Origin of the sequence: Streptomyces sp. NPDC058279, assembly GCF_042881255.1 — a bacterium.
Taxonomy (GTDB): domain Bacteria; phylum Actinomycetota; class Actinomycetes; order Streptomycetales; family Streptomycetaceae; genus Streptomyces.
The window spans coordinates 185,995-204,826 of sequence record NZ_JBHVYA010000002.1; the positions used below are offsets into that span (position 1 = coordinate 185,995).

Here is an 18,832-nt window from a genome sequence, read left to right on the forward strand (position 1 = left end):
GCTACGGGTTGCCCCGGGGCGGGCACCAACGGCGCCAGGCGTCCAGGTCGGTCTTCTTCTGGAGCGAGCTGAGCCCCTCCCGCTGCGAGACGGGGCACCACTCGCGCAGCGAGCCCTCGTACTCGACATGGAAGACGGCCTTCCCCGCCGCGACGAACGGCCGGTACCGCTCGCACTCCTCGAACTGCGCGCACTGCTCGTTGACCGCGAACTCGAAGTCCCCGACCAACTGGGGGATCTGGTCCAGGTCGTTCTTGAGCCCGACCGACAGCCCCCGGTCGTGCGCCAGCTTGGCGATCAACCGGTTGTAGGCCAGTTGGTCGGCGGCGGTGAGCGGGAAGCCGGAGGAGTTGGCGTACCCGTCCATGTTGTCGGGCTCGATCGCGTCGAAGCCCTTCTCCTTGCACATGTCGAACCGCTTGGCCATCAGCGGTTCCAGCTCGGCCGAGCGCCGGATGTCCAGCCACCGCTCGCCCTCCCAGCCGTTGCCCTCGCCCAGCAGTTCCTTCGGGAAGGCGGCGGCGTCGGGGCGGAAGTCCTCCCAGGCGCCGGTGGAGAGGTAGCAGATGGTCCTGCGGCCCGCCTTCTTCAAGGCGGTCACCTGCTCCTTGGTGGTGTGGAAGCCGTCGACGTCGTACACCGCCGCTTTCACGGAGGTGTCGAGCGTGCCCGTGAGCTGCCACTGCCAGCTCACCCGCGGTGCGGGCTGCCAGCGCTGACCGGGCGCCGGGTCGGGTGACAGGTCGTCGGGTTCCGGCAGCTCGGGCGCCGACGTACAGGAGGCGAGAAGCAGGAGCGGGCCGACGAGCAGCCAGGCCAGTGCGCGGCGCCTCATGCTCCGGCCTCCAGGTCGTACGGCAGGGTGCCCCACGGGTGCGCGCCGGAGCCGGGGACCGCGCAGTGCACGGCCGCCCCCCGCTCCAGGGCGAGTTCGGCGGCCGGTGCGCCCGGCGGGACGGCGTACACGAGGTGGCAGAACCGCTGGGCGGGGTGGTCGGCGGTCCACCTCGGGGCGGCGCCCGCGTCGCGGTAGGCGTCCCAGGGGCCCTCGAAGGTGACGAGCAGGTCGGCGAGCGCCGCGTATCCCGGGTGCGGGTGGACGCCGTGGTTCAGGACGAGGGTGAGGGCGCCCGCGGCCCGGGCGGCGACGACCAACCGCCCGTAGTGCGGGAGCAGTTCCGGGTCGGCGGAGGCCTGGTCGAGGAACGCGCCGTCGGTGGCGTACCAGTCGCGGTGGCGCAACAGGTCCTGGACGACATCGGCGTGCGGGCGCCGCCCGTAGTCGGTGTCGACGTACCCCAGGACGGGCACTCCGGCGTCCCGCAGCCGCCCGGCGACGGCGGCGAACCGTTCGTCGGGGGCCTCCCCCGGCCCGCTGTCGGGGTTGAGCACCACCGAATGCAGCCGGCCGGCCGAGGCGATCAGCAGCTCCCACGCCTCGGGCCGGTCGGCGGGGTGCTCGTAGAGGGGCACCAACAGCATGAGGTCCTTCTTCTTGTGCGTCGTCTCGTACGGTGACACGTGCGCGGGGCCCTCCGGGCCGGGCGCGCTCAGCGGTGGGCCGTGGCTCGGCCCAACAACAGGCAGACCAGGGTCGCCAGGGCGGCCGCGGCCGTGGCCGCCACCACCGACTGGACCAGCCGCGGCTGCCCGAGCCCGGTCAGCACGGCCAGGCTCTGGGCGAACGCCGCGCAGGCGCAGACGATCGCGGCGGGTCGCACCGCACCGAAGGACTGGAGCAGCAGCCCCGTCCACATGACGGCCCCGAGCAGCAGCAACGTCGCCACCCGGGCCCCCGTCAGGCCGGGTGCGTCGGGCCACAGCAGGGTCCCGCTCACGCCCAGCGCCGACAGCACCGCCAGGTACCGGGCGAGGCAGCCGGCCAGGGTGGTCAGCATCCGGCGGCGGAACGCCCGGGGGGACCGGGCCGCCCGCAGCCCGGCGAGGCTGCCGCTGCGGAAGCGGTGCAGCAACCATTCGGCGGGGCCCATGCTGAGGGTGAGGGCCACCGCCGAGGGTGCGGCTACCGCCTCGGCGGGACCCCCGGCGAGCACCTCCCCCAGGGCGGCGTACAGCACGAGCAGCCCGGTGCCCAGGCCGAAGAGGCCGTACGGCACGGAGTCCGCGAGCCGGGGCCCGCGCGGCGTGTACTCCTCCTCGCCGCCGCGCAGCGTCCGCCACCGCACGGGGCCCCCGCCGGTGCGGGCCCGCGCGCGGTCCCGGACCCGGCCCACGAGGGCCCGTACCCCTTCGACCAGCGGGAGTTCCCGGACGGCCAGGGCGCAGGCGGCCAGCAGGGAGACCGCCAGCAGGGTCACCCGCGCCGGCACCGGCAGGTCGACGAACAGGCTGAGCACCGCACCGGCGGCCATCGGGCCGAGCGCGGCCAGCAGCAGCCGCTCCCGGCCGAGGACCAGCAGCACGGTGGCGGCGCCGACGTACAGCGCCTGCCCGGCGGCGAACACGTAGGAGAACGGCGGGCCGCCCGGCACCGCCAGGGCGGCGGCGGTGCCGAGCAGCGCCCCGGCGGGCGCCCCGGCGAGCAGGGTCCGCCCGGCGGCGGCCCGGTCGCCGAGGCCGAGCCAGGAGTAGGCCCGGTGGGACAGGGTCTGGTCCCACACCCAGCCGATCAGGGCGCCGGCGAGCAGGGTCAGCGTCCCGGCGGGCAGGCCGAGCCGGTCGGGCGGGCCTTCCAGCAGGGGGGCGCCCAGCAGGTAGGCGAGCCCCGGCAGGGCGAAGATCACCCCGCGCAGCAGGCAGGCGGTGAGGGACACCTTCCACGGGTCGGGGACGCTCCGGGGCTCGGGGAAGGAGCGGGGCACCCGGGCGTAGAGCTCCTCCGCGAGCGCGAAGGAGTCGTGGCGGCCGTAGGTGAGGCGGATGAATTCGTCGTTCATCCCGTCGGATTCGAGGATGGCGGCGATCTCGTCGGGGTGGACGGCGGCGGCGACGAACCCCTCGAAGCGTTCGACGAGTTCGTCCATGGGGTCGGCGGCCGGTCGGGCCGTCCGCCGGGGACGGGGGATGGCGGGCAGGGTGTTGCCGCCCGGCACCTTGAGCCACAGCGATCCGCTCACCACGCACGTCCGTCGGCCGCCAGTTCGCGGTACCAGGGGTCGGCGAGGCGCTGGGTCCAGTCGTCGCCCGGGTGGACCGGCATGACGGGCTGGCCGGCGAGTTCCCGGTAGATGTGCCGGAACCCGTCCACGGACTGGTGGAGGGTGAACTTCTCGACGACCCGCTTGCGGGACAGCCGGCCCAGTTCGGCGCGGCGTTCGTCGTCGCGGAGCAGGGCGAGGGTGGCGCGGGCCATGGTCTCCGGTTCGCGGGGCGGGACGACGAGCCCGGTGTCGCCGACGGCCTCGCGCACTCCGCCGACGTCGGTGGAGACGGTGGTGCGACCACAGGACATGGCCTCGATGATGCTGAAGGGGAAGCCCTCGCTGATGGAGGAGAGCATCACGATCGAGCCGGCCGCGTAGGCGCGGGCGACCTCCGTGACGCGGCCCTCGAAGGTGACGCCGTCGGACACCCCGAGTTCGGCGGCGAGCTTCTCCAGGCGGAGCTTGTAGTCCTCGCAGCCGGCCGGGACCGGGCCGAAGAGGCGCAGCCGCAGGGCGGGGACCTCCTCGCGCATGAAGGCGTAGGCGCGGATGAGGGTTTCGAGGTCCTTGATCGGGTCGACCCGACCGCACCAGCTGAGGGTGGGCACCTCGGGTTCGGGCCCGGCCTCGGGGAAGGCGTGCGGGTCGACGCCGTTGTAGACGGTACGGATGCGGTCGGAGGCGGCGCCGCCGCGCTCTTCCCAGCGGCGGTTGTACTGGTTGCAGGGGGTGATCAGGTCGGCCTGCCGGTAGCCCTCGCTGTTCAGCTCGCGGTAGAAGCCGAGCATGAGGGCCTTGACGGGCCAGCGTTGTTCGGCGGTGCGGTAGCCGAGGTAGCGCTCGCGCAGGTAGATGCCGTGTTCCGTGAGCAGGAAGGGCACCTGGTCGAGGTGTTTCGCGGCGAGGGCCGGCAGGGTGGCGAGGCCGCTGCTGACGGCGTGCGAGACGCTGTCGCGCGGGATGCGCACGCTGAGCGGGCGCAGGGCGTGTTCCAGCAGGTCGGTCGCGGTGAGCGCGTCGTGGATGGTGGGCGCGGCCTCCGCGGTGGGCATGCCCGGGCGGGTCCACAGGTCCATCAGTAGCCGTAGGACGGACTCGGAGCGCAGGGCCGGGGCGAGGCGGCCGGAACGGGCCAGCAGGGCCAGTTCGCGCAGGGCGTCGGAGAATCCGCCGTGCGCGGGGTCGAGCATCGACAGCAGGAAGGTTTCGTAGGTGTCGGTGAAGCGACGCCGGGTCCTGCCGCGCAGGGCGGAACGGAGCGTGCGGGGCGGCGGCGGGCCCCAGAGCGGCACGGCGGTGTGCCGGTAGACGTTGCGGGGCAGTTGCCAGGTGACCGGCTCGCGTCCGGAGCCGGTCAGGGCTATGACGTTGAAGTCGACTTCCGGCATTCCCCGGACGAGTTGGTCGCACCAGGTGCTGACGCCCCCGTGGACGTGCGGGTAGGTGCCTTCGGTGAGCATGGTGACATGGCGCCCATGGCTCATGCGGTGTGTCCCCCCAGGACGTTAAAAGGGGCCGGCGCCCGTGGTTCGCGGAGCGCCGGCGCAAGGTGGTGCTGCGTACGCGTGCGGATGGAGCGGTTCCGGCCCGGCGGAGGGCCGGCGGGCGGTCAGGCCAGCTTGAGCGTGACCGCCGACTGGAGCAGCTCGGGAGCCGTCCACGCGGACCGGGAGCCCGCGTACGCGGTGCCGAAGTCCGCGGTGCCGAGCAGGAGCTGCTTCTTGGTGCCGACGGGTGCCGTGACGGGCGCGACCACGCCCGAGGGCGCCTTGACGGTGACGTCCTTGCCGATGCGGTAGGCGGTGACCTTGTTGGCGGCGAGCGCGGCGTCCCAGGCGGCGCGGCGGCTGAGCTCGACGCCGGTGTCCTTCATGCTCTGGTTCACGATCGGGGCGCTGGGCGCGTAGAGCGTGCGGTAGGTGTCGAGGACCTGGTTGAGGACCGGGTAGAGGGTGCGGTCCTCGGCGAGGTTGGACTGGTGGACATAGTGCGGGCGGGGGTCGTTGGCCAGCACGTGCCGCAGCGCGGTGCGGGCCTCGGTCGGGACGATGTAGTCGAGGTAGCCGGTGGCGTTGTCGAGGGGGGCGGGCAGACAGGTGGAGGTCGCCGGGTTGTCCTCGCAGGCGCCGCTGCCGCCCTGGGCGCGGCTGGTGTAGATCCAGTTGTACTCGTCGGCCATCTCCGCGTTGGTGCCCGTGTTGTAGTACACGTTCATCGGGTAGCGGGGGACGGTCAGGGCGGCGCCGACGGCGCGCTGCCCGGGCTCGCGGGAGCTGTCGCTGCCGGCCCACTTGACCCCGTTGTCGGCGAGGGCGCCCGCCAGGTTCGGGTTGTCGTCGGCCTGCTGCGGGAGGGTCTTGAGGCCGGAGTGCTCGCCGGTGACCAGCTCGGAGCGGTCGGTGGTGATGCCCTTGGAGGCGGCCCAGTTGTTGTTGTCGCGGATCTGGGCGGAGATGTCGGCGCGGCTCGTCCAGTTGATGGCGCCCGTGGCGTTCTTGGTGCAGCTCCAGGGCACGGTGGTGACGTCCTGGACGCAGCCGAGGAAGAGGTGGGTGTAGGTGTGGTTCATCCACCGGTACTGGGCCCGGTCCGCGATCAGCTGGGCGGTCAGCGCGTCGGTGCCGCCGTTCTCGGTCTTCCACTCCTCCCCGGCGCCCGCGTTGAAGAGCAGGTCCAGCTTGAAGCCCTTGGACTGCTGCCACTGCGCCGCGTACTGGGCGTCGGCGGCGGTCATCCGGATGGTGCTCTCCTTGCCGTCGCCGCCCGCGCAGGCGTAGTCGCCGGGCGTGCAGTTGAGGGCCTGGTCCCAGCGGGCGTCGGGGGCGAAGACGTCGTCGACGTGGACCGCGAAGTAGTTGCGCTCCTGGCCGAGGTGGACCCCCTGGGTCAGCCAGTCGACGATGCCCCGGGCGAGCAGCCGAAACTGCTGCTGGTACTGGTTGTAGCCGAAGGTGACGACCAGTTCGCTGCGCCCGTCGTGGGCGTACTCGCCGACCAGCGAGGCCCGTCCGGAGCCGACGGGGGCGTCGAGGTAGCTGGTGTAGCCGGTACGGGGCTTGGCGATGAATCCGTAGCTCTCCGGGATCAGCGGCGAGTTGTCCTCGAAGGTGACCTGGCCCCCGAGGTAGCCGAACGGGCCCGCCTTGCCGGCGGCGGTGACGGCGGCCTGGGTGCCGTCAAGAGTGCCGCTGTAGCCGCCGTTGTCGGTGTATTCCAGGCCGACTTCGGGGTGCGCCCAGGTGTAGGCGTCGACCTGGCGGATGCCGTACGTCGTCTCGTAGGCGCTCAGCGCGGCCGATTCGGCGGAGCCTTCGCCGAAGGGGTTCTCGTTGGGCAGGACGACGCCCTGGAACTTGGCGCGCGGCCGGCCGTCGACGGTGTCGCTCAGGAACGCCGCGTTGATCACCGGGCGACTGCCGCTGCCCAGGTCGACGCGGGTGTAGGGCACTCCGGTGTCCCGGAGTTCGGCGGTGATCGCCGCGACCGAACTGCCGCCGTCGTCGACGACCAGCACCCTCAGGTCGACGCGCGGTACGACGGTGGCCGCCTGGGCGGTCGCCGCCGGCACTGCCACGGACAACAGGGCGGTCGCGGCCATCGCCGCGGCGACCCTGTTCATCCGGTTCTTGTTCTTGCGGACCATTTCGGCCTTGCTGACCATTTCGGCCTTCCCCCCGCAGGCTCCCTCGGCGCCGGCCATGGCGGACGGCCGAGCCGGGGAGGCTCTGTGGAAATCATGCAAAGGGACCCCACGCCCCCTTGCGAGAGTGGCTCGATCCTCTCGGACCTCGTCAGGTCTAAAGGGCAAACCTGGAACAGAGACCACAGATGGGTGAACCTGTCAGTGGTTCCGTCGAACAACTTGCCAAACCTTCGAGTGATGTACGGACGGGGGCGTACGCGTAGGCTCCTTTCCGGGTGCCGCCGCGCCCGAATACGATCGCTGCGGAGCGGCCGGCGACCCCGACGCGACCGCAGCGCACCCATACACAAACGGAAGCGAGACTTCACCACCGTGACTGCTCTGACTCTCAGCACTGCCGGCGCGGCGACGCTCCGCGCCGACGCCCTCGTGGTCGGCGTGGCGAAGGGCCCGAAGGGGCCCGTCGTCGCCGCGGGCGCCGAGGCCGTGGACAAGGCGTTCGACGGAAGGCTCGCCGCCGTGCTCGACGCCATGGGCGCCTCGGGCGCCGAAGGCGAGGTCACCAAGCTGCCCGCACCCGCCGGTCTGAAGGTCCCGGTCGTGCTGGCCGTCGGGCTCGGCTCCGTCCCGGAGCAGGACGAGTCGTACGACGAGGAGGCCCTGCGCCGCGCCGCCGGCTCCGCCGCCCGCGCCCTGCACGGCTCGAAGAAGGCCGCGTTCGCCCTTCCCCTGGACGACGCCTCCGCCGTCACCGCCGTCGCCGAGGGCGCGCTGCTCGGCGCGTACGCCTTCACCGCCTACCAGGGCGGCGCCGACAAGGTCGCCAAGAACGGTGAGAAGAACGGCGGACCGAAGCAGCCGCTCGCCGAGATCGCCCTGCTCGGCGCCAAGCCGCGCGACAAGGAGCACAAGGCGGCCGCCGAGCGCGCCGTCGTCCTCGCGACCGAGGTCAACGTCGCTCGTGACCTGGTCAACACCCCGCCCAACGACCTGACCCCCGAGGCGTTCGCCGCGGTCGCCACCGCGACCGCGAAGGAGAACGGCGTCAAGGTCCAGGTACTGGACGAGAAGGCGCTGATCAAGGGCGGCTTCGGCGGCATCATGGGCGTCGGCAAGGGCTCCGAGAACCCGCCGCGCCTGGTGAAGCTGTCCTACACCCACGCCAAGGCGGAGAAGACCCTGGCCTTCGTCGGCAAGGGCATCACCTACGACTCGGGCGGCATCTCCCTCAAGCCGGCCGGTCACAACGAGACGATGAAGTGCGACATGGCCGGCGCCGCCGCCGTGTTCGCCGCCGTCGTCGCCGCCGCCAAGCTGGGCCTCCGGGTCAACGTGACCGGCTGGCTCGCGCTCGCCGAGAACATGCCGTCCGGTTCCGCCACCAAGCCCGGTGACGTCCTGCGCATGTACAGCGGCAAGACCGTCGAGGTCCTCAACACCGACGCCGAGGGCCGCCTGGTCCTGGGCGACGCGCTGACCCGCGCCTCGGAGGAGAACCCGGACGCGATCGTCGACGTCGCCACCCTGACCGGCGCCATGGTGCTGGCCCTGGGCGACCGGACCTTCGGGATCATGGCCAACGACGACGCCTTCCGCACCTCGATCCACGAGATCGCGGAGGAGGTCGGCGAGTCCTCCTGGCCTATGCCGCTCCCCGAGGAGCTGCGCAAGACCATGGACTCCCCCACCGCCGACATCGCCAACATGGGTGTCCGGATGGGCGGCGGCCTGGTGGCCGGCCTCTTCCTCCGGGAGTTCGTCGGCGAGGGCATCACCTGGGCCCACCTCGACATCGCGGGCCCCGCCTTCCACGAGGGCGCCCCGTACGGCTACACCCCCAAGGGCGGCACCGGTTCCGCCGTGCGCACCCTGGTGCGGCTGGCCGAGCGGACCGCCACGGGCGACCTCGGCTGACGCCCGACCTCCTCGCGAGCACGCGCCCCGGGACCCCGACGAGGGTCCCGGGGCGCGTTCGCTCTGGACGAAATCTCGACGATCAGTAGTTTTCTACGCACCGGTAACCCGCATTCCGGCGGAACGGCCGTCGTCGGCCGGGGCCCGGCGTCCCGTGTTCCCCCGACAAATGCGAAGATGGGTTCTCGGCAGGACAGGGCCCCCACCACAGGGCCGAAGAAACAAGCGGCCGAATACCAGCCGCCGCCCGGTCACAGAGGACCGGTGCCCGGCGCACATGCATGGAGGACGTGACGTGGCGAACGACGCCAGCACCGTTTTCGACCTAGTGATCCTCGGCGGTGGCAGTGGCGGTTACGCCGCGGCGCTGCGCGCCTCCCAGCTGGGTCTCGACGTTGCGCTGATCGAGAAGAACAAGCTCGGTGGCACCTGCCTGCACAACGGCTGCATCCCCACGAAGGCTCTGCTGCACGCCGGTGAGATCGCGGACCAGGCGCGCGAAGCCGCTCAGTTCGGTGTCAAGGCCACTTTCGAGGGCATCGACATCGCGGGTGTGCACAAGTACAAGGACGACGTCATCTCGGGCCTCTACAAGGGCCTCCAGGGTCTGGTCGCCTCCCGCAAGGTGACGTACATCGAGGGTGAGGGCCGGCTTTCCTCCCCGACCTCCGTCGACGTGAACGGGCAGCGCGTCCAGGGCCGCCACGTCCTGCTGGCGACCGGCTCCGTGCCGAAGTCGCTCCCGGGCCTGAACATCGACGGCAACCGCGTCCTCTCCTCGGACCACGCGCTGGTCCTGGACCGCGTGCCCGAGTCCGCGATCATCCTGGGCGGCGGTGTGATCGGCGTCGAGTTCGCCTCGGCGTGGAAGTCCTTCGGTACCGACGTCACCGTCATCGAGGGCCTCAAGCACCTGGTGCCGGTCGAGGACGAGAACAGCTCCAAGCTCCTGGAGCGCGCGTTCCGCAAGCGCGGCATCAAGTTCAACCTGGGCACCTTCTTCGACAAGGCCGAGTACACCGAGAACGGCGTACGGGTCACCCTGGCCGACGGCAAGACCTTCGAGGCGGAGGTCCTGCTGGTCGCCATCGGCCGCGGCCCGGTCTCGCAGGGTCTGGGCTACGAGGAGCAGGGCGTCGCGATGGACCGCGGCTACGTCCTGGTCGACGAGTACATGCAGACCAACGTGCCGACCATCTCGGCCGTCGGTGACCTCGTCCCGACCCTCCAGCTCGCGCACGTCGGCTTCGCCGAGGGCATCCTGGTGGCGGAGCGTCTGGCCGGTCTCAAGACCGTCCCGATCGACTACGACGGTGTTCCCCGCGTCACGTACTGCCACCCCGAGGTCGCCTCCGTCGGCATCACCGAGGCCAAGGCCAAGGAGATCTACGGCGCGGACAAGGTCGTGGCGCTGAAGTACAACCTGGCCGGCAACGGCAAGAGCAAGATCCTCAAGACCGCGGGCGAGATCAAGCTCGTCCAGGTCAAGGACGGTGCCGTGGTCGGCGTCCACATGGTCGGCGACCGGATGGGCGAGCAGGTCGGCGAGGCCCAGTTGATCTACAACTGGGAGGCTCTGCCGGCCGAGGTCGCACAGCTCATCCACGCGCACCCGACCCAGAATGAAGCGCTCGGCGAGGCCCACCTGGCCCTGGCCGGCAAGCCGCTTCACTCCCACGACTAATCCACAGTCACGGGCGCGACGACCACTTCCGCACTTTCGTTAGGAGCAACTGAAACCATGTCGGTTTCCGTAACCCTTCCGGCGCTCGGTGAGAGCGTCACCGAGGGCACCGTCACCCGCTGGCTGAAGGCCGAGGGCGAGCGCGTCGAGGCCGACGAGCCGCTGCTCGAGGTCTCGACCGACAAGGTCGACACCGAGATCCCGTCGCCCGTCGCCGGCATCCTGGCCTCCATCAAGGTCGCCGAGGACGAGACCGTCGAGGTCGGCGCCGAGCTGGCCGTCATCGACGACGGCTCGGGCGCGCCGGCCCAGGCCGCCGCTCCGGCCGCCGAGACCGCCGCCGCCCCCGCGCCGGAGGCCCCCCAGGCCACCCCGTCGACCGAGGTCGAGACGCCGGCTCCCGCTCCGACGGCCGAGGCGGCCGCCGGTGCCGGTTCGGCCGAAGGCACCGATGTCGTGCTGCCCGCGCTGGGCGAGTCCGTCACCGAGGGCACCGTCACCCGTTGGCTCAAGCAGGTCGGCGAGTCGGTCGAGGCCGACGAGCCGCTGCTGGAGGTCTCCACCGACAAGGTCGACACCGAGATCCCCGCGCCGGTCTCCGGCACGCTGCTGGAGATCCTGGTCGGCGAGGACGAGACCGCCGAGGTCGGCGCGCGTCTGGCCGTCATCGGCGTCGCCGGTGCCGCCCCGGCCGCTGCCCCGGCTCCGGCCGCCGCCCCGGCCGCCCCGGCCCCGGCCCCCGCCGCCCCCGCGGCTCCGGCTCCGGCCGCTGCCCCGGCTCCGGCCCCGGCCGCTGCCCCGGCTCCGGCCCCGGCTGCCCCCGCCGCTCCGGCTCCGGCTCCGGTCCAGGCTCCCGCTCCGGTCGCCGCCCCGGCTCCGGTCGCCGCGCCCGCCCCCGCCGCCCCGGCCCCGGCCGGCGACGAGGGCGCGTACGTGACCCCGCTGGTGCGCAAGCTCGCCTCGGAGTCCGGCGTCAACCTGTCCACGGTCTCGGGCACCGGTGTCGGTGGCCGCATCCGCAAGCAGGACGTCCTGGCCGCCGCCGAGGCCGCCAAGGCCGCCGCCGCCCCGGCGCCGGTCGCCGCCGCTGCCGCCCCGGCCGCCGCCAAGGCTCCGGCCGAGGTGTCGGAACTGCGCGGTCAGACGGTCAAGATGACCCGCATGCGCAAGGTCATCGGCGACAACATGATGAAGGCCCTGCACACGCAGGCGCAGCTCAGCTCCGTGGTCGAGGTGGACATCACCAAGATCATGAAGCTGCGCGAGCAGGCCAAGGCGTCCTTCCTGGCCCGGGAGGGCGTCAAGCTCTCGCCGATGCCGTTCTTCGTCAAGGCCGCCGCCCAGGCGCTGAAGGCCCACGCGGTCGTCAACGCCCGGATCAACGACGACGAGGGCACCATCACCTACTTCGACTCGGAGAACATCGGCATCGCCGTGGACTCCGAGAAGGGCCTGATGACCCCTGTCATCAAGGGTGCCGGTGACCTCAACCTGGCGGGCATCTCCAAGGCGACCGCCGACCTGGCCGCCAAGGTCCGCGGCAACAAGATCACGCCGGACGAGCTGTCGGGCGCGACCTTCACCATCAGCAACACCGGCTCGCGCGGTGCGCTGTTCGACACCGTGATCGTGCCGCCGAACCAGGTCGCCATCCTGGGCATCGGTGCCACCGTCAAGCGTCCGATGGTCATCGAGACGCCCGAGGGCACCGTCATCGGCGTCCGCGACATGACGTACCTGACCCTGTCCTACGACCACCGCCTGGTGGACGGCGCGGACGCGGCCCGGTACCTCTCGGCCGTCAAGGCCATCCTGGAGGCCGGCGAGTTCGAGGTCGAGCTCGGCCTGTAGGGAACCAGCCGCGGCGGTAGCCGCACAGCTGTCGCGTACGGCGCCCCCGTCCGGAACCTTCCGGACGGGGGCGCCGTCGTCGTCCCCGGCCCGTCCCCGGTCTTGTAACGAGCCTCACCCCGGGTCCCTGACCAGGAACGCATCGCGTCGGCCGACACCGCCGTATTGTCTACGCATCAGCCCTGCGCGCCCCCCAGGAGATGAAGCGCCGATGATCACCCCACCCGTCGTGCACTCGCTGCGCGAGCAGATCCGCGAGCACATCGTGGAGGGGATCGTCAGCGGCCGCTGGAAGCCCGGCGAGCGGATCGTCGAGCGACGGATCGCCGTCGAGCTGGAGGTCAGCCAGACGCCGGTCCGCGAGGCCCTGCGCGAGCTGGAGACGCTGCGACTGATCGAGTCGGCGCCGAACAAGGGGGTCCGCGTAAGGAACCTCTCCGCCGCCGACCTGGAGGAGATCTACCCGGTCCGGGCCGGTCTGGAGCAGATCGCGGCCGAGCTGGCGGCGCCCCGCCTGGCCGCCGACTGCACGGCGCTGGAGCCGCACGTGGCGGCCCTGTGGGAGGCGGACCGGACCGAGGACGGGACGGCGCAGGTGCGCCACACGGTGGGCTTCCACCGCGAGCTGGTGCGCGCCGCCGGCAACAGCGTGCTGCTGCACACCTGGGAGAGCCTGGGCATCGAGGTGTTCACGGCCCTGTCCATCCGCTGGCTCGGGACGGTGCAGAAGTCGTACGCGGAAGAGCACGCGGCCCTCGTCGAGGCGTTCCGCCACCAGGATCCGGACATCGGCGTGCTGGTGAAACGGCACGTCCTGGGGTGCGCGCCCCGCGCCTGACCGGGGGACTTGTCCGGTTTTGCCCGGCACCGGGTGCCCGTTTTCATGGCACCCGGTGCCGACTTTGGCCGGATCGACATTTCTTCGCCACTTTCGTTTGATCGATCATCGATCAGCGATTTACAGTCGTCGCGGACCCCTACCCGGGTCCGCCGGCCCTGTCCTGCCCGTCAGGGTTCTTCTTCACCACCTCTCCTTTGTCCGGAAGGCGGCGCACACCGATGTCCGACCCCGTAGGAAAGCTTCCGAGCGAGCTCGACCAGCTCCCGGACCGCGACACCGAGGAGACCGCCGAATGGGCGGCCTCGCTCGACGCCGTCGCCAAGGCCGCCGGTACGCGCCGCGCCGAATACCTGCTCCGTCGCACCCTCCAGCACGCCGAAGCCGCGGGCCTCGCCCTGCCGAAGCTGCTGGAGACGGACTACGTCAACACCATCCCCACCTCCGCCGAGCCCGAGTTCCCGGGTGACATGGAGATGGAAGCCAAGATCACCGCGTGGAACCGCTGGAACGCGGCCGCCATGGTGACCCGCGGCTCCAAGTACGGCGTCGGCGGCCACATCGCCACCTTCGCCTCGGCGGCCTGGCTCTACGAGACCGGCTTCCAGCACTTCTTCCGCGGGAAGGAGGCCGACGGATCGGGCGACCAGCTCTACATCCAGGGCCACGCCTCCCCCGGCATCTACGCCCGCGCCTTCCTCGACGGCCGGATCTCCGAGCAGCAGCTCGACCACTTCCGCCAGGAGTCCGGCGGCAACGGCCTGCCGTCCTACCCGCACCCGCGGCGCCTGCCCTGGCTGTGGGAGTTCCCGACGGTGTCCATGGGCCTCGGCCCGCTCTCCGCGATCTACCAGGCGCGCTTCAACCGCTACCTGCAGAACCGGAACATCAAGGACACCGCCAACTCGCACGTCTGGGCCTTCCTCGGCGACGGCGAGATGGACGAGCCCGAGTCGACCGCCGCCCTGGCCCTCGCCTCCCGCGAGCGGCTCGACAACCTGACCTTCGTCATCAACTGCAACCTGCAGCGCCTCGACGGTCCGGTCCGCGCCAACTTCCGCGTCGTCCAGGAGCTGGAGGCCCAGTTCCGCGGCGCCGGCTGGAACGTCATCAAGTCGCTGTGGGGCTCCGCCTGGGACGAGCTGTTCCGGCTGGACACCACGGGCGCCCTGGTACGCCGGCTGCGCGAGGTACCCGACGCGCAGTTCCAGACGTACGCGACCCGCGACGTGGCCTACATCCGCGAGCACTTCTTCGGCGCCAACGCCGAGCTCAAGCAGCTCGCCGCGGTCCTCGCCGACGCGAAGATCGCCGAGTGCTTCCACAGCTCCCGCGGCGGCCACGAGCCCCGCAAGGTGTACGCCGCGTACAAGGCCGCCCTGGAGCACAAGGGCGCGCCGACCGTCATCCTCGCGCAGACGGTCAAGGGCTACACGCTGGGCGCCGGGTTCGAGTCGAAGAACGCGAACCACCAGATGAAGAAGCTGACGATCGACGAGTTCAAGGACATGCGCGACCTCCTCGGCCTCCCGATCCCGGACAGCGCCTTCGCCGACGGCCAGGTCCCGTACGGACACCCGGGCGCCGACAGCCCCGAGGTCCGCTACCTGAACGAGCGCCGCGCGGCCCTCGGCGGCCCGGCCCCCGCCCGCAAGGTCCACCACGTGGCCCTGCCGGCCCCGGCCGAGCGTTCCTTCGCCCCGCTGCTCAAGGGCTCCGGCAAGCAGGAGATGGCCACCACCATGGCCTTCGTCCGGCTCGTCAAGGACCTGATGCGGGACAAGGAGACCGGCAAGCGCTGGGTGCCGATCGTCCCCGACGAGGCGCGCACGTTCGGTATGGAGTCCCTCTTCCCGTCGGCCGGCATCTACTCGCCGCTGGGACAGACGTACGAGCCGGTCGACCGCGACCAGCTGATGTACTACAAGGAAGCCAAGGACGGCCAGATCCTCAACGAGGGGATCACCGAGGCCGGCGCCATGGCCGATTTCATCGCCGCCTGTACGTCGTACGCGACGCACGGCGAGCCGATGATCCCGTTCTACATCTTCTACTCGATGTTCGGCTGGCAGCGCACCGCCGACCAGATGTGGCAGCTCGCCGACCAGCTCGGCAAGGGCTTCATCGTCGGCGCCACCGCGGGCCGCACCACGCTGACCGGTGAGGGCCTCCAGCACGCGGACGGCCACTCGCATCTGATCGCGTCCACGAACCCGGCGTCGCTCAACTACGACCCGGCCTTCGCGTACGAGATCGCGGTGATCGTCAAGGACGGTCTGCGCCGGATGTACGGCGAGAAGCCGGAAGACGTCTTCTACTACCTGACGGTCTACAACGAGCCGAAGGTGCAGCCGGCGATGCCGGAGGGCGTCGAGGAAGGCATCCTCAAGGGTCTGTACCGCTTCAACACGTCGGCGGACCTGGCGGAGTCGGCCCCGGCCGCCGACGCCCCGAAGATCCAGCTCATGGCTTCGGGTACGGCGATCCACTGGGTCCTGGAGGCGCAGCGGTTGCTCGCCGCCGACTGGAACGTGGCCGCCGACGTCTGGTCCGCCACCTCCTGGGGCGAGCTGCGGCGCGACGCGCTGGAGTGCGACGAGGCGCTGCTGCGCGGCGAGACGCGCACCCCGTACGTCACCCGCGCACTGGAGGGCGCCGCCGGCCCGGTGCTCGCCGTCTCCGACTGGATGCGTCAGGTCCCGGACCAGATCAGCCAGTGGGTGGAGCAGGACTACACCTCGCTGGGCACGGACGGCTTCGGTCTGTCCGACACCCGCGAGGGCGCCCGCCGCCACTTCGGCGTCGACGCGCAGTCGATCGTGGTGGCCGCGCTGGCCCAGCTCGCCCGCCGCGGCGAGGTCCCGGCCTCGGCCATCAAGGACGCCCGGGAGCGCTACGGCCTTTAGGCCCCGACGCCGAAGCACGACCGGTGAGGCGGTCCGCCCCGTGGGGGGGGCGGACCGCCTCGTCCGTGTTTCCCCGGCCGCTTTTTGCGGCCACGCGGGGGGCGTTCACCGGCCTTTGGCCGTATGAGCGGTGGCGGCGCGGGGGTGGACCCGTGATGCTTGAGCCGTGATGGACGAGACGGAGTTCTGGGAGATCGTCGACCGTACCCGCGAGGCCGCCGAGGGCGACCCCGAGGAACACGCCGAGCTGCTCGTCGAGCGGCTGGCACAGCTCGACCCGGACTCCGTGCTCGACTTCGCCCGGCACTTCGAGTCCCGGTACAACCGGGCGTACACGTGGGACCTGTGGGGCGCCGCGTGGGTGCTGCTGGACGGGGCGAGCGACGACGCGTTCGACTACTTCCGGTGCTGGCTGATCGGCCAGGGGCGGGAGGTCTTCGAGGGCGCGGTGCACGATCCGGACGCGCTCGCGGAGCTGCTGACCGACTTCGACGAGGAGATCGACGGGGACGGCGAGGAGCTGGGGTACGCGGCCGACGAGGCGTACGAGCAGCTGACGGGCTCGGTGGCGCCGGACCTGGGCGTCGCGTTGCAGCCGGCCGAGCCGGAGGGCGCGCCGCTGGACTTCGAGAACGAAGCCGTCCTGGCGGAGCGCTTCCCCCGGCTGTGGGACCGGTTCAGGGGCTGAGGGGTGTCCGGCGGACACCCCCGACGCTCAGTAGTGCGTGCCGCCGTCGATGCGGATCTCCGTACCGGTGATGAACGCGCCGTCGTCGGAGCCCAGCATCGCGACGACGCCGGCCACCGTCTCCGGGCCCGCGAAGCCCTGGCCGAGGGCCGGGGCGAGTTTGGTGAACAGGCTCCAGTCGGTGTCCTCGGGCAGGCCGGGACCGTTGCCGGTGGTCATGCCGCTCTCGATGGAGCCGGGCGCGACGGAGACGAAGCGCAGGCCCTGCTTGCTGTACTCGGCGGCCAGGGCGTGGGTCATCGACTGGATGCCGCCCTTGCTGGCCGCGTAGGCGGACATGTAGGGGTGCGCGAAGGACGCCGAGGTCGAGCTGAAGTTGACGACGACCGGCCGGTCCCCTTCCAGCAGCGCCGGGAGGGACTCGCGGATCATCAGGAAGGTGCCGGTCAGGTTGACCCCGATGACCTTGTTCCAGAAGTCGAGCGTGGTCTGGTGCGTGTGCGCGGAACGCAGGATGCCCGCGGCGTTGACCAGCACGTCCAGGCCACCGAGGGCGACGACGGCGGCGGCGACCCCCGAGGTCACCGACTGCTCGTCGGATATGTCGAGCACGGCGGTGCTCAGGCGGTCCGGGTGCCCTTCGGCGGCGGCCCGCTCGGCCGTGGCCTTCAGGCCGGCCTCGTCGACGTCCACGGTGTGGACCCGGCCGCCCTCGGCGAGGATGCGGTGGACGGTGGCGCGGCCGATGCCGGAGCCGCCGCCGGTGATGAGGACGCGACGTCCTTCGTAACGGTTCATGCGGCGAGCCTACTCGGGCCCTGGCACGTTTTGCCACCATGTCAAAAGATGTAATGCCGCTGGTGTCAGGACGGTAGGCTTCCCCCGTGAGATCCCCTCGTCCGTACTCCCCCCAGGCCGGCTCCGGAGCCCAGTCGCTGACCGAGCGCCGCAAGGCGGCCACGCAGCTCGACATCGCCCGCGCGGCCTGTGAACTCTTCGCCGAGCACGGCCCGGACGGCACCACCGCCGAGGACATCGCCCACCGGGCCGGGGTGGCGCTGCGCACCTTCTACCGCTACTTCCGCAACAAGCAGGAGGCCGTGGCCCCGCTGCTGGCGGGCGGCGGCGACGCCTGGCGCGCCCTCCTCGCCGAGGAGGACCCCGGCACTCCGCTCGCGGAGGCACTGGACCGTGCCGTGACCCGCTCGCTCAGCGACCTGCGGTCCGTCGAGGAGGGCTTGGAGGTCACCCGCGGCCTGCTCCGCGCGGCGGCGACCGACGAGGCCCTGCGCGGGGTCTGGTACCGGGTCAACCAGGACTCGGAGGAGCGGCTGGTGCCGGTCATCGCCCGGCTCGCCGGCCCGGACGCCGATCCCGTCCACATCCGTCTGCTGGCCGCGGCCGCGACCGACGCGATCCGGATCGCCCTGGAACTCTGGTCGGCCACGGACGCCCCCACCTCCGGTCCCGGCTCCCCGGCCGAACTCGCACTGCGCTGCCTGCGTGAGCTGACGCGCGGGATGACGGTCGTGTCGGGGGGCTGAGCCGCTCCGTCACCGCCGCGCGGAGCCGTCACGCCGAGACCGGCACTCCCGCCCTGAGGAACCACACGCCGGCGATGCTCCCGTCCTCGTGGAAGCCCACACGGAACTCACCGGGCCGGTGCTCCATGCTCAAGGGCACATTCACGACGGTGAGCGCGCCGGACGCGACGTCCGCGGGTCGCCCGTGCGACCGGTAGCTGCCGAACGCCGCCTGGTAGGCCGTCCATGCCTGCGCGAGGGCGGCGGGCGGCAGCAGCCGGCGCGTCGTCGGATCGAAGTGGGCCGTGGCCGCGGCGAACCTGCCGTTCACGATGTCGTCGAGCGTCCCGACGGCGATCCGGTCGTACCGGGTCTCGGCCGGGGCGGCCACGGCGGCCGTGCCCGCCACCGTCGTGGCGTGGCTCCCCGCAGCGGCGGAGACGAGACCGCCGGCCGGGAGCAGCACGCAGGCGGCCAGCGTGAGCGTCACCCCCGCCCGGGCCGCGCGCCGCCTGCTGATGAGCGTTGCGTCCTTGCCGGGCATCGGCACCACGACTTCTCCACCTGGGGGTCCGGACACGTCCATCGTGCTCCCCGCGCCCTGCTCCCGCATGCCGGGGGAGGCGCGGGACACCGCGCGAAAAGGCCGCCGGCCGCGCCTTCCCACCGGGGGAAGGACGC

The 18,832-nt window shown here is 71.8% G+C and carries 14 protein-coding genes; 7 read left to right on the plus strand and 7 right to left on the minus strand.

Features of this window, described 5'->3' with window-relative positions; translation table 11 throughout:
* Position 1 precedes the first annotated feature (1 nt).
* The 5 genes from ACFVXJ_RS05600 to ACFVXJ_RS05620 form a co-directional block, all read right to left on the minus strand.
* Positions 2-835 carry an endo alpha-1,4 polygalactosaminidase gene (locus ACFVXJ_RS05600; RefSeq protein WP_389659101.1) on the minus strand — a complete coding sequence of 278 codons (834 nt, stop codon included), beginning with the start codon at positions 833-835 and terminating at the stop codon, positions 2-4.
* Positions 832-1,482 carry a spherulation-specific family 4 protein gene (locus tag ACFVXJ_RS05605; protein ID WP_389660063.1) on the minus strand — a complete coding sequence of 217 codons (651 nt, stop codon included), beginning with the start codon at positions 1,480-1,482 and terminating at the stop codon, positions 832-834. Before ACFVXJ_RS05605 ends, ACFVXJ_RS05600 begins: the two co-directional genes overlap by 4 nt.
* A gap of 68 nt (positions 1,483-1,550) precedes the next feature.
* Entirely contained in the window at positions 1,551-3,077 is a 1,527-nt protein-coding gene (locus ACFVXJ_RS05610) for a hypothetical protein (RefSeq protein ID WP_389659104.1), read from the minus strand.
* On the minus strand, positions 3,074-4,588 hold the full coding sequence (gene pelF / locus ACFVXJ_RS05615; protein WP_389659107.1) for a GT4 family glycosyltransferase PelF: 1,515 nt from the start codon (positions 4,586-4,588) through the stop codon (positions 3,074-3,076). The genes ACFVXJ_RS05610 and pelF overlap by 4 nt, the downstream gene beginning before the upstream one ends.
* A 125-nt stretch (positions 4,589-4,713) precedes the next feature.
* Positions 4,714-6,765, minus strand: coding sequence for a hypothetical protein (locus tag ACFVXJ_RS05620; RefSeq protein WP_389659110.1), 2,052 nt, complete (start codon positions 6,763-6,765; stop codon positions 4,714-4,716).
* Between the two features lie 354 nt (positions 6,766-7,119).
* On the opposite strand from ACFVXJ_RS05620, the gene ACFVXJ_RS05625 reads away from it, so the two are divergent.
* The 6 genes from ACFVXJ_RS05625 (at position 7,120) to ACFVXJ_RS05650 (ending at position 16,628) form a co-directional block, all read left to right on the plus strand.
* Entirely contained in the window at positions 7,120-8,661 is a 1,542-nt protein-coding gene (locus ACFVXJ_RS05625; protein WP_389659113.1) for a leucyl aminopeptidase, read from the plus strand.
* Between the two features lie 295 nt (positions 8,662-8,956).
* Positions 8,957-10,345, plus strand: coding sequence for a dihydrolipoyl dehydrogenase (lpdA, locus tag ACFVXJ_RS05630; RefSeq protein WP_389659116.1), 1,389 nt, complete (start codon positions 8,957-8,959; stop codon positions 10,343-10,345).
* Positions 10,346-10,402: 57 nt separating this feature from the next.
* Positions 10,403-12,196 (plus strand): 2-oxoglutarate dehydrogenase, E2 component, dihydrolipoamide succinyltransferase, encoded by a 1,794-nt coding sequence (gene sucB / locus ACFVXJ_RS05635; RefSeq protein ID WP_389659119.1) that lies wholly within the window; start codon positions 10,403-10,405, stop codon positions 12,194-12,196.
* Positions 12,197-12,410: 214 nt separating this feature from the next.
* Complete coding sequence (locus ACFVXJ_RS05640; RefSeq protein WP_361316152.1) at positions 12,411-13,034, plus strand: GntR family transcriptional regulator; 624 nt, start codon at positions 12,411-12,413, stop codon at positions 13,032-13,034.
* A 221-nt stretch (positions 13,035-13,255) separates the two neighbouring features.
* The gene (gene aceE, locus ACFVXJ_RS05645; RefSeq protein WP_389659122.1) at positions 13,256-15,940 is read left to right on the plus strand and encodes a pyruvate dehydrogenase (acetyl-transferring), homodimeric type; all 2,685 of its coding nucleotides are present in this window, start codon (positions 13,256-13,258) and stop codon (positions 15,938-15,940) included.
* Positions 15,941-16,109: 169 nt separating this feature from the next.
* Positions 16,110-16,628 (plus strand): DUF4240 domain-containing protein, encoded by a 519-nt coding sequence (locus ACFVXJ_RS05650; protein ID WP_389660068.1) that lies wholly within the window; start codon positions 16,110-16,112, stop codon positions 16,626-16,628.
* Positions 16,629-16,655: 27 nt separating this feature from the next.
* Here the strand turns inward: ACFVXJ_RS05650 and ACFVXJ_RS05655 are convergent, their stop codons facing one another.
* On the minus strand, positions 16,656-17,426 hold the full coding sequence (locus ACFVXJ_RS05655; RefSeq protein ID WP_389659125.1) for an SDR family NAD(P)-dependent oxidoreductase: 771 nt from the start codon (positions 17,424-17,426) through the stop codon (positions 16,656-16,658).
* An 86-nt stretch (positions 17,427-17,512) separates the two neighbouring features.
* Here ACFVXJ_RS05655 and ACFVXJ_RS05660 point away from each other — a divergent pair, with 86 nt between their 5' ends.
* On the plus strand, positions 17,513-18,172 hold the full coding sequence (locus ACFVXJ_RS05660) for a TetR/AcrR family transcriptional regulator (RefSeq protein ID WP_389659128.1): 660 nt from the start codon (positions 17,513-17,515) through the stop codon (positions 18,170-18,172).
* A 28-nt stretch (positions 18,173-18,200) separates the two neighbouring features.
* Here ACFVXJ_RS05660 and ACFVXJ_RS05665 read toward each other — a convergent pair whose 3' ends face one another.
* Positions 18,201-18,695, minus strand: a complete 495-nt coding sequence (locus tag ACFVXJ_RS05665; protein ID WP_389660071.1) for a DUF3887 domain-containing protein — start codon at positions 18,693-18,695, stop codon at positions 18,201-18,203.
* Positions 18,696-18,832: the final 137 nt, after the last annotated feature.

What these genes read in the sequence shown, in the direction of transcription:
- ACFVXJ_RS05600 (WP_389659101.1), bottom strand. Translation starts at nt 835, where the DNA reads ATGAGGCGCCGCGCACTGGCCTGGCTGCTCGTCGGCCCGCTCCTGCTT.
- ACFVXJ_RS05605 (WP_389660063.1), bottom strand. Translation starts at nt 1,482, where the DNA reads ATGCTGTTGGTGCCCCTCTACGAGCACCCCGCCGACCGGCCCGAGGCG.
- pelF (WP_389659107.1), bottom strand. Translation starts at nt 4,588, where the DNA reads ATGAGCCATGGGCGCCATGTCACCATGCTCACCGAAGGCACCTACCCG.
- ACFVXJ_RS05620 (WP_389659110.1), bottom strand. Translation starts at nt 6,765, where the DNA reads ATGGTCAGCAAGGCCGAAATGGTCCGCAAGAACAAGAACCGGATGAAC.
- sucB (WP_389659119.1), top strand. Translation starts at nt 10,403, where the DNA reads ATGTCGGTTTCCGTAACCCTTCCGGCGCTCGGTGAGAGCGTCACCGAG.
- aceE (WP_389659122.1), top strand. Translation starts at nt 13,256, where the DNA reads ATGTCCGACCCCGTAGGAAAGCTTCCGAGCGAGCTCGACCAGCTCCCG.
- ACFVXJ_RS05650 (WP_389660068.1), top strand. Translation starts at nt 16,110, where the DNA reads ATGGACGAGACGGAGTTCTGGGAGATCGTCGACCGTACCCGCGAGGCC.
- ACFVXJ_RS05655 (WP_389659125.1), bottom strand. Translation starts at nt 17,426, where the DNA reads ATGAACCGTTACGAAGGACGTCGCGTCCTCATCACCGGCGGCGGCTCC.
- ACFVXJ_RS05665 (WP_389660071.1), bottom strand. Translation starts at nt 18,695, where the DNA reads ATGCCCGGCAAGGACGCAACGCTCATCAGCAGGCGGCGCGCGGCCCGG.